Origin of the sequence: Streptomyces sp. NPDC059668, from assembly GCF_042734135.1 — a bacterium.
GTDB lineage: Bacteria > Actinomycetota > Actinomycetes > Streptomycetales > Streptomycetaceae > Streptomyces.
On record NZ_JBHWEL010000002.1, the window covers coordinates 244,968 to 254,416 of the forward strand.

At 72.5% G+C, this 9,449-nt stretch carries 8 protein-coding genes and 3 pseudogenes; 7 read left to right on the forward strand and 4 right to left on the reverse strand.

Annotation, left to right across the window (positions count from 1 at the left end; all coding sequences use genetic code 11):
* A pseudogene (locus ACFV2J_RS03585) lies at positions 1-229 on the reverse strand (hypothetical protein); the annotation flags it as partial.
* A gap of 60 nt (positions 230-289) precedes the next feature.
* Here ACFV2J_RS03585 and ACFV2J_RS03590 point away from each other — a divergent pair.
* From ACFV2J_RS03590 to ACFV2J_RS03615, 6 genes and pseudogenes are all read left to right on the forward strand, one after another.
* Positions 290-565, forward strand: a pseudogene (locus tag ACFV2J_RS03590) (iron chelate uptake ABC transporter family permease subunit); the annotation flags it as partial.
* A pseudogene (locus ACFV2J_RS03595) lies at positions 562-834 on the forward strand (hemin ABC transporter ATP-binding protein); the annotation flags it as partial. The pseudogenes ACFV2J_RS03590 and ACFV2J_RS03595, both read left to right, overlap by 4 nt.
* A 428-nt stretch (positions 835-1,262) precedes the next feature.
* The gene (gene efeO / locus ACFV2J_RS03600; RefSeq protein WP_385093170.1) at positions 1,263-2,411 is read left to right on the forward strand and encodes an iron uptake system protein EfeO; all 1,149 of its coding nucleotides are present in this window, start codon (positions 1,263-1,265) and stop codon (positions 2,409-2,411) included.
* An 11-nt stretch (positions 2,412-2,422) separates the two neighbouring features.
* Positions 2,423-3,688 (forward strand): iron uptake transporter deferrochelatase/peroxidase subunit, encoded by a 1,266-nt coding sequence (efeB, locus tag ACFV2J_RS03605; RefSeq protein ID WP_385437173.1) that lies wholly within the window; start codon positions 2,423-2,425, stop codon positions 3,686-3,688.
* Between the two features lie 2 nt (positions 3,689-3,690).
* Complete coding sequence (efeU, locus tag ACFV2J_RS03610) at positions 3,691-4,566, forward strand: iron uptake transporter permease EfeU (RefSeq protein WP_385093161.1); 876 nt, start codon at positions 3,691-3,693, stop codon at positions 4,564-4,566.
* Positions 4,523-5,575, forward strand: coding sequence for a hypothetical protein (locus ACFV2J_RS03615; RefSeq protein WP_385093158.1), 1,053 nt, complete (start codon positions 4,523-4,525; stop codon positions 5,573-5,575). Before efeU ends, ACFV2J_RS03615 begins: the two co-directional genes overlap by 44 nt.
* Positions 5,576-5,689: 114 nt before the next feature.
* Here ACFV2J_RS03615 and ACFV2J_RS03620 read toward each other — a convergent pair whose 3' ends face one another.
* The gene (locus ACFV2J_RS03620) at positions 5,690-6,418 is read right to left on the reverse strand and encodes a bifunctional DNA primase/polymerase (RefSeq protein ID WP_385093155.1); all 729 of its coding nucleotides are present in this window, start codon (positions 6,416-6,418) and stop codon (positions 5,690-5,692) included.
* A gap of 195 nt (positions 6,419-6,613) precedes the next feature.
* A complete protein-coding gene (locus tag ACFV2J_RS03625; RefSeq protein ID WP_385093152.1) occupies positions 6,614-7,261 on the reverse strand; it encodes a TetR/AcrR family transcriptional regulator in 648 nt (215 codons plus the stop codon).
* 158 nt (positions 7,262-7,419) lie between these two features.
* Between ACFV2J_RS03625 and ddaH the strand changes: the two genes are divergently transcribed.
* Positions 7,420-8,277, forward strand: a complete 858-nt coding sequence (gene ddaH / locus ACFV2J_RS03630) for a dimethylargininase (RefSeq protein ID WP_385093149.1) — start codon at positions 7,420-7,422, stop codon at positions 8,275-8,277.
* A 43-nt stretch (positions 8,278-8,320) separates the two neighbouring features.
* Here the strand turns inward: ddaH and ACFV2J_RS03635 are convergent, their stop codons facing one another.
* Positions 8,321-9,304, reverse strand: coding sequence for a small ribosomal subunit Rsm22 family protein (locus ACFV2J_RS03635; RefSeq protein ID WP_385437177.1), 984 nt, complete (start codon positions 9,302-9,304; stop codon positions 8,321-8,323).
* Positions 9,305-9,449 lie beyond the last annotated feature (145 nt).

Here is a 9,449-nt window from a genome sequence, read left to right on the forward strand (position 1 = left end):
GCGCCGGGGTGGGCCGGGCTCGGGCCGGGGGCGGGGGGGGGGTTTCTAGGGCGCCCCCCCCGCGGGGGGGGCGGCCCACGAAGACGGTCTCGCTGAAACCGAGTTTGGCCGCGAGGGCCTGACGGTCCTCGGGGTCCGGCAGCACCGACCCCTCACGCACGACACCGAGTTCGTTGCCGTAGCCGCCGTCGGGTCCGCAGAACACCCGCAGCACGTCGTAATCAGTCACGCGGGCATTGAACATCATACGAACCGCGACCGCCTGCCGACCGGGAGCGGACCCGGCGGGCTCACCGCCGCGGCCGTCAGCGCCTCCGGGATCGTCGCCTTCGTCGGGCTCGTCGTGCCGCATCCGCCGCGGAGGGCGGCGGGGCCGGGACACCGGTTCCTCATCCCGGGCAGCGCCCTGGGCGGCCCGGTGGTGCTGCTGGGCGCCGACCTCGCGGCCCGGACGGTCGCCCGGCCCGCCGAACTCCCGCTCGGTGTGCTCACCGCCCCGCTCGGCAGCCCGTTCTTCTTCTGGCTGTTGCGCAGGACCCGTCGCGGACCGGGAGGTCGGGCATGAGGTTCCCGCGTACGGCGCGCCCCGCGCCCCCCGCCCCGGCCGCCGCCGGGGACGTCCTCGCCGAGGCCGAGGGGCTCCATGTCCGCCTCGGCGCCCGGGAGGTGCCGCGCGGGGTGCACGTCACCGCCCGCGCGGGCGACGTCCTCGCCCCGGCCGGCCCCAACGGGGCGGGGAAGTCGACCCTGCGCGCCGGCGCGGGGGTCGTACGGGTCCACGGGCGCCCGGCAGCGGAGTGGACGGCGCCCGAACTCGCCCTGCGCCGGGCCGTGGGGGTCACCAGGACGGCACCGGTCCGCGGGCGCGCGAGCGCCTCGACCGGCTGGCGGTAGACGTCACTCAGCAACCGGCCGGTGCACACCTCGGCCGGCGGGCCGGCGGCCGCGACACGGCCGGCGCTCAGCACCACCACCACGGCGCCCGCCCAGGGCGCGAGGCCCATCCGTACGGCCTCCTCGACCGTGAACGGGAAGGAGAGCGCCGTGGACTGGGGCCCGCCCGACCCTTGACCGTCCCTTGACCCCACTGTGACATCTGCTTTGAGCCACCGTGATCCGGCCGTGTCCGTGTGCCGAGCGTGAGAGCTGAATCACTGGACGCGCGGGTATCACTGAGGTATGCCTCAGGTAAGTTAGGCCAGCCTCACCATACGGGCGCGGTTCCCGCCGCGTCGTTCGTCCCTCGTTCTCCTGGAGCCTGAATGCGAGCCGTCCGACTCTCAGTTGTCACCGCCGCCGCCACCGCGGCTGCTCTGGCCGCCGTCACGGGCTGCACCGAGAAGAGTGAAGCCGGGGACGGCGACGCGATCCAGGTGACCGCCGCCGACTCGAAGTGCACCACCTCGACGAAGTCGGTCCCGGCCGGTCAGGTCACGCTGAAGATAGAGAACAAGGGCTCGCAGGCCACCGAGGTCGAGATCCTCTTCCCGGACGACCGGATCGTCTCCGAGAAGGAGAACATCGGCCCGGGCACCAAGTACACGCTGACCGCCGAGGTCAAGGCCGGCTCGTACCAGATCGCCTGCCGCCCCGGCATGAAGGGCCTCGGCGTCCGCCAGAAGCTCGCGGTCACCGGCGGCAAGGTCGCCAAGCGCGACCCGCGCCTGGACAAGGCCGTCGCCGCCTACCGCGAGTACGCGCAGGAGCAGGCCGACGCGACGATCCCGAAGGTGCAGACGTTCGCCGACGCCGTCAAGGCCGGGAACATCGAGGCCGCCAAGGAGGCCTTCGCCGCCTCCCGCGTGGGCTGGGAGAGCACCGAGCCGATCGCCGAGTCCTTCGGCGACATCGACCCCAAGACCGACACCCGCGCCGACGGCCTGGAGAAGGGCCAGAAGTGGACCGGCTGGCACGCGCTGGAGAAGTCCCTCTGGGCGGACAAGAAGATCGGCGCCGAGCAGAAGACCCTCGCCGACCAGCTGGTCACCGACCTGAAGGACTGGCAGAAGCGGGTCGGCAAGGCCGAGATCACCCCGACCTCCATGGCCAACGGTGCCAAGGAGCTGCTCGACGAGGTCGCCACCGGCAAGGTCACCGGCGAGGAGGACCGCTACTCGCACACCGACCTCAGTGACTTCAAGGGCAACGTCGACGGTGCGCAGAAGTCGTACGAGCTGCTCAAGCCGGTCGCGCAGGAGAACGACAAGGCGCTGACCACCGAGCTCGACAAGCAGTTCACGGCGCTGAACACGCTGCTCGACAAGTACCGCTCGAACGATCCGAAGGACAAGGCGCAGAACGGCTTCGTGTCGTACGACAAGGTCACCAAGGACCAGCGCAAGGAGCTCTCGGACGCGGTCAACGCGCTCGCCGAGCCCCTCTCCAAGCTCGCCGCGGCCGTGGTCAAGTAAGCGAGGCGATCGTGACGACCGACAGGACCGAATCCACCGACGGGCCCGCGCCGTCGCGGCGTTCACTGATCGGCTGGGGCGGTGCCGGGCTCGCGCTCGGTGCCGCCGCGGCCGGGGGCGCCGTGGCGATGACCCGTACCGGGAACGACGTGGACCCGGCGGGCGCCGAGACCGGCGCCGCAGTCGCCTTCCACGGCACGCACCAGGCGGGCATCGCCACGCCGGTGCAGGACCGGCTGCACTTCGCCGCGTTCGACGTGAAGACCGACGACCGCGCCGAGTTCACGCAGATGCTGAAGGACTGGACGGCGGCCGCCCGCCGTATGACCGGCGGCCACCCGGTCGGCGAGGGCGCCTACGGCGGCCTGGCCGAGGCGCCGCCGGACGACACCGGCGAGGCGCTGGGCCTCAAGCCGACCCGGCTCACCCTGACCATCGGCTTCGGGCCGTCGCTCTTCGAGAAGTTCGGCCTGGCGCAGCAGCGCCCGGAGGCACTCGTCGACCTGCCGAAGTTCCCGGGCGACAACCTGGAGGCGACGCGCAGCAACGGCGACCTGTGCATCCAGGCCTGCGCGGACGATCCGCAGGTCGCGGTGCACGCGATCCGCAACCTGGCCCGGATCGGTTTCGGCAAGGTCGCCATCCGGTGGTCGCAGCTCGGCTTCGGCAAGACCTCGTCGACGACGCCGGACGCGCAGACCCCCCGCAACCTGATGGGCTTCAAGGACGGCACCCGCAACATCGCGGGCACCGAGCCGGAGCGGCTGAAGAAGTTCGTGTGGGTCGGCGAGGGCGACGGCCCGGCCTGGATGACCGGTGGCTCGTACCTCGTGGCGCGCCGCATCCGGATGAACATCGAGACCTGGGACCGGACTTCGCTGCAGGAGCAGGAGGACGTGTTCGGCCGGGACAAGGGCGAGGGCGCTCCGGTCGGCAAGGCGAAGGAGCGCGACGAGCCGTTCCTGAAGGCGATGAAGCCGGACGCGCACGTCCGGCTCGCGCATCCCGAGTCCAACGACGGGATCACGCTGCTGCGCCGCGGCTACTCCTTCACGGACGGCACCGACGGTCTGGGCCGGCTGGAGGCGGGGCTGTTCTTCCTCGCCTACCAGCGTGACGTGCGCAAGGGGTTCATCCCCGTGCAGCGCCGGCTCTCGCGCTCCGACGCGCTCAACGAGTACATCCAGCACGTGAGTTCGGCGGTCTTCGCCGTCCCGCCCGGCGTCCGCGACAAGGACGACTGGTGGGGGCGCACGCTGTTCTCCAGGGAGGCGTAGCCGTGTTCGGCAACTATCTGATCGGCCTGCGTGAGGGGCTGGAGGCCAGCCTCGTCGTCTGCATCCTCATCGCCTACCTGGTGAAGACGGGTCGCAGGGACGCCCTGCGGCCCATCTGGACCGGTATCGCCGTCGCCGTCCTGCTGGCGCTCGGCTTCGGCTGCGCGCTCGAATTCGGCTCCCAGGAGATGACGTTCGAGGCGCAGGAGGCGCTCGGCGGTTCGCTGTCGATCATCGCGGTGGGCCTGGTGACCTGGATGGTCTTCTGGATGCGGCGCACCGCCCGGCATCTGAGGTCCGAACTGCACGGAAAGCTGGACGCCGCGCTGGCGATGGGGACCGGCGCGCTGGTCGCGACCGCGTTCCTGGCGGTCGGCCGGGAGGGCCTGGAGACCGCGCTGTTCGTGTGGGCGTCGGTGCACGCGGCGAGCGACGGCACGCCGCGCCCGCTGATCGGTGTCGCCCTGGGCCTGGCGACCGCGGTGTTCCTCGGCTGGCTCTTCTACCGGGGCGCCCTGCGCATCAACCTCGCCAAGTTCTTCACCTGGACCGGCGGCATGCTGGTCGTGGTCGCCGCGGGCGTGATCGCCTACGGCGTGCACGACCTGCAGGAGGCCGACTGGATCCCCGGACTGCGGAACCTGGCCTTCGACATCAGCGGCACGATCCCGCCGGACAGCTGGTACGGCACCCTCCTCAAGGGCGTCTTCAACTTCCAGCCCGATCCGACCGTCCTTCAGATCACGGTGTGGGCGCTCTACTTGGTCCCGACCCTCGCGATCTTCCTCGCCCCGGTAGGGTTCGCCTCCGGGAAGGGGAAGGTGAAGGTACCTGATGAGCAGGGATCGCAGGGGTCGCAGCCCTCGAAGACTTCTTAGCCTTGCGCGGGCGGCGCTGCGCCGTCCCGGACCTGGTGGTCACCACCGTCTCGCCCTGGCGACGGGCGCGGTGACCGTCCTGTCCGTGACGGCGAGCGGCTGCGTGGTGGTGCACGGGGAGCGGGAGGTCGTCCCGACGGCCACGCGGGGCGAGGCCGCCCGCGCCCTCGCCGACTTCACCACCGCGTACAACAAGGCGGACAAGGCCAACGACCGTTCGCTGGACGCGGACCGCGTCACGGGCGCCCTCGGGGCCATCGACGGCGCGAAGCTGAGGGCCGGCCGGCAGAACAACCCGGCCGGCAACCCGGGGTACTCGCCACTGGAGTTCAGCGACGCGAAGTTCGCCATCCCCGCGAAGGCGGGCTGGCCGCGCTGGTTCGTCGCGGACACCGCGGCCAACAAGGGTCTGGCGGGCAGCCGTTGGCTCCTCGTCTTCACCCGCGGTAGCGCGGACGACGTGTGGCAGGCCTCGTACCTCACCGTGCTGGCCGGCGCCGACGTGCCGAAGTTCCAGCAGGACAAGGACGGTTGGGCGCAGCCCGTCACGGCGGACGACGCGGCTCTGGCCGTCGGTCCGGAGAAGCTGAGCCAGGCCTACGCGACGTATCTGAAGAGCGGCGGCGAGACGTTCGCACCGGGCGTCCACACCTCGCAGTGGCGGGCCCTGCGCGGCCGGAACGCCAGCAGGCCCGGTCTCGCCCGGCAGTACATCGACGAGCCGCTGACATCGGGCGACTACGCCCCGGTCGGGCTGCGCACCGCGGACGGCGGGGCGCTGGTCTTCTTCACCACACAGCGCTACGAGAAGCAGACCGCCGCGCGGGGCACCGACCTTCCCGCGCAGAACGCGGACGTCAAGGCTCTGACGACCGGTGACGTCAAGCAGTCCCTCACCCTGGGGTTCGTCTCCAACCAGGCGGCCCTGGACCCGGCGAAGGGTGCTCAGGACCAGCGGGTGACGGTACTGGGCCGGGTCGAGGGGCTGACGGCGGCGAAGGGCGGCTGACGGCTCGGCCCGTGACACCCGCCGGGGCGGCCTCGGCGGGTCCGGTCGCCGCGGGTCGGGTCGCCGCGGGTCCCGCCCTGGTGGGTCCGGTCGCGGCGGGCCTGGCCCCGACGGCTAGCCGCGGTGCGGCCAGGCGGCCAGCTGGTCGGACTCGTTCTCCCCCGCGTAACGGGCGCAGGCGTCCGTCAGGGCCTCCAGCAGGCTCAGCGGGTCCGGGAGCGGGTGCTCGGGGCCGCGCAGCCAGTCGACGGTCAGATCACCGGGGAGCTGGGCCGGCGGGACGAGGACGTAGGAACCACGGCAGTGCCAGCGCAGGCCGGGGTGTTCGTCCGTCGTCTCGGGGTGCGAGTCCAGCTCGCAGGGCCACCACTCGTCCTCGTCCTCGGGCGTACCGCGGGTGAGCGTGAAGAAGAACATACGTCCGTCACCGCTCTCGGCGACGGGTCCGACCTCGACGCCGGCGGCGAGCAGCCGCTCCAGGGCCTCGCGGCCCGCGTCGACCGGCACGTCGAGCACGTCGTGCACCATGCCGGTGGCGGTGATGAAGTTGGCCTGCGGCTGGTGCCGTACCCATCGCTCGATCTGGGCGCGGTCGGTCGTGGACTGGGTCTGCCAGGCGAAGGACACGGGATGGCGCGCGGGGGTGGGGCAGCCGACGCGGTCACAGGAACACCGGTAGCCGGAGGGGTACGCGGCCTGCGCGAGCGGCAGCCCGGCGGCGGCAACGGCGAGCAACAGGCGCTCACGCCCGCCGTCGTCGGCGATCTCCTTGGGACGGCGACCACGCAGCCACTGGGAGATCCTGCCCTGCGCGCCGGAGCGGCGGCCGAACTCTGCGCTCATCGATCTCCTCGCCTAGCAGTGGTGCCGACAGCGGTCGGGCCGTTGCGGTCGTCCCCCGGACGCCTTCGCGACAGCGTCCGGCAATCCCATGGTCCCACCATCCTGCGCCCCGGGTGGACAGAGCTCGCATCCGGGGTGGGTGGGACCAGAGCCCCACGAGCCGGAATCAGACGGGATCGACCACTTCAGTGCGATTCATCCCCGGGGAACGAGTCCGTACAGGGCGTAGTCGACCAGGGTGTCCGTGTACGCGTACGAAATCGGGCCGGTGCGCTGGAGCCAGCGCTGGGCCAGCGGGGAGACGAAGAGCTCCAGAGCGATCCGGGGATCGAGGTCGGGGCGCAGACCGCCCGCATCCTGGGCGGACCTGAGCCGCTTCACGTAGAGCTGGAGCTGGGGTTCGAGGAGCTTGGTGACGAACTCGACGCCGAGCGGTTCGTTCACCAGGCCTTCGGCGGCCAGGGCGCGCGAGGGGATCTCGAAGGCGGGGTTCAGCAGCTCGTCGACGGTGGCACGCAGGACCTGTTTGAGGTCGGCGGCGAGGTCGCCGGTGTCCGGGATCTCGTACGACTCCTGTCCCGCCTCCCGGGCGGCGCGCTCCGCCAGGTCCATGAAGGCGTCCAGGAGCACCGCGGCCTTCGAGGGCCACCACCGGTAGATCGTCTGCTTGCCGACTCCGGCGCGGGCGGCGACGCCCTCGATCGTGGTCCGGGGGTAGCCGACCTCACCGACGAGGGCGAGGGCCGCGTCGAAGATCGCGCGGCGGGACTTCTCGCTGCGGCGGGAGGAGTCGGGGGCGGACCGGCCGGCGGGCGGGACGGGCTGGGGAGACGTCGGGGCCATGGGGCGAACCTAACAGGTCGGCAAGACGGGACGTCTCGCCGCCGTTCGGCCCGGCGGGCGGGGGCTCGCCGCGGGACCACCCGTTCGGCCCGGCGGGTGGGGGCTCGCCGCGGGACCACCCGTTCGCCACCGAGCCGGACGGTGCCTCTCGGCGCACCATGGGCATCATCCGCCCCGCGGCACGTGAGGAGCCCTCCTTGCACCCTCTGCGCAGCGCCACACCCCGGCGCTATCTGATGTGCGCGCCCGAGCACTTCGGCGTCACCTACACCATCAACCCCTGGATGGACCCGGCCAAACCGGTCGACGTGGCGCTCGCCGTCGCCCAGTGGGAGGACCTGCGGGACCGCTACCGCGCGCTGGGCCACACCGTCGAGGAGCTCGTCCCGCGCCCGGGCCTGCCGGACATGGTGTTCGCCGCGAACGGGGCGCCGGTCGTGGACGGCCGGGTGCTCGGCGCGCGGTTCGCGCACCGGGAGCGGGAGGCGGAGGCGGCGGCGCACCTGGAGTGGTTCCGCGCCCAGGGCTTCCCGCACGTCCGCGAGCCGGTGCACATCAACGAGGGCGAGGGCGACTTCGCGGTCACCGCCTCGTACCTGCTCGCCGGGCGCGGCTTCCGGGCGAGCCCGCTCTCGCACGGCGAGGCCCAGGAGTTCTTCGGCCGCCCGGTGCTCGGGCTCGACCTGGTCGATCCCCGTTACTACCACCTGGACACGGCGCTCACCGTCCTCGACGACACGACGGACGAGATCATGTACTACCCGCCGGCGTTCTCCCCCGGCAGCCGCGAGGTGCTGCGCCGGCTGTTCCCCGACGCGTTGACCGCCGACGACGAGGACGCCGCCGCGTTCGGTCTGAACGGGGTCTCGGACGGCCTGCACGTGCTGCTGCCGCAGGCCGCGACCGGGCTCTTCGAGCCGCTCCGTGACCGGGGGTTCGAGCCCCTCGGCATCGATCTGAGCGAACTGCTCAAGGGCGGCGGCAGCGTGAAGTGCTGCACGCAGGAACTGAGGTGAGGTCGTGGAGCGAGGGACCGGGCGGCCGTGGAGACACCGGGTGTCAGTCCTCCTCGGCCGGGGGCGGCCAGGCGTCGCCCCAGTCCGCGTCCCGGGCCGCGCGGTAGAGCGGTCCGTGCCGTTTGGTCACCGTCTCACGGTGCAGGGACTCGTCCGGGCCGCACAGGTCCAGCAGCACCTGCCCCTTGCGGATCTGCGGCTTGCGCACCACGCGGGACGAGGCGGGGTCCGCCGGGAGCCGGGTGGCGGCGACGTAGCTGAACTTCTCGTCCTCGTACGCCAGGGAGCCGCCCTTGACCTGGCGGTGGAGGGAGGACCGGCTGACCCGGGCGGAGAAGTGGCACCAGTCCTCGCCGGGCACGATGGGGCAGGCCGCGCTGTGCGGGCAGGGCGCGGCGACGCGGAACCCGGCGTCGATCAGGCGGTCGCGGGCCTCGATCACCCGGGCGTATCCGTCGGGCGTGCCCGGCTCGATGATCACGACGGTCCCGGCCGCGGCGGCGGCGGCCGTCACGACGGAGGCGCGGTCGGCGGCGGTGAGCTCGCCGAGGACGTAGGAGACCGTCACGAGATCGGTGCTCTCGAGAGTGAGCGCCGCCCCGATGCGGGTGCGGTGCCACCGCGCGGGAGTCAGCTCCGGGTTCGTGGCGGCGATCTCGCGGCCCAGCGCGAGCGCGGGCTCGGCCCAGTCGAGCACGGTCACGGGGCGGGCGCCCGGCCAGGTCGCGTTCACCGCCCAGGTCGCGGCGCCCGTGCCGCCGCCGACGTCCACGTGGCTCGCCGGCGCCCAGTGCGGCACCGTGTCCGCGAACGCCTCCAGCGCGGCACGCACCGCCTCGAACGTCGCGGGCATCCGGTAGGCGGCGTACGCGACCACGTCCGAGCGGTCGCGGAGGATCGGCGCGTGGGTCGGGGTGGTCCCCCGGTAGTTCACGATCAGCCGTTCGACGGCCTGGGCGGCGGCCTTCGGCGGCAGCCCGTCGAGCAGGTCCGCGAGGGCGGTGCGGAGGGTGTCGGCGGCGGTCACGCGGTGATTCTACGGGGGTGGAGCGACCCGCCCGTATTCTCGCCCCCGCCGCCCCTACCCGTCCCATCCCGTTCCTGGGGGCTCCGCCCCCAGACCCCCGTCCGGCCTTAAGGGCCTTGTCCTCAAACGCCGGACGGGCTGGGTA

Coding starts and splice junctions, on each gene's coding strand:
- ddaH (WP_385093149.1), top strand. CDS start 7,420: ATGGGCATCATCCGCCCCGCGGCACGTGAGGAGCCCTCCTTGCACCCT.
- efeO (WP_385093170.1), top strand. CDS start 1,263: ATGCGAGCCGTCCGACTCTCAGTTGTCACCGCCGCCGCCACCGCGGCT.
- ACFV2J_RS03625 (WP_385093152.1), bottom strand. CDS start 7,261: ATGGCCCCGACGTCTCCCCAGCCCGTCCCGCCCGCCGGCCGGTCCGCC.
- ACFV2J_RS03620 (WP_385093155.1), bottom strand. CDS start 6,418: ATGAGCGCAGAGTTCGGCCGCCGCTCCGGCGCGCAGGGCAGGATCTCC.
- ACFV2J_RS03615 (WP_385093158.1), top strand. CDS start 4,523: ATGAGCAGGGATCGCAGGGGTCGCAGCCCTCGAAGACTTCTTAGCCTT.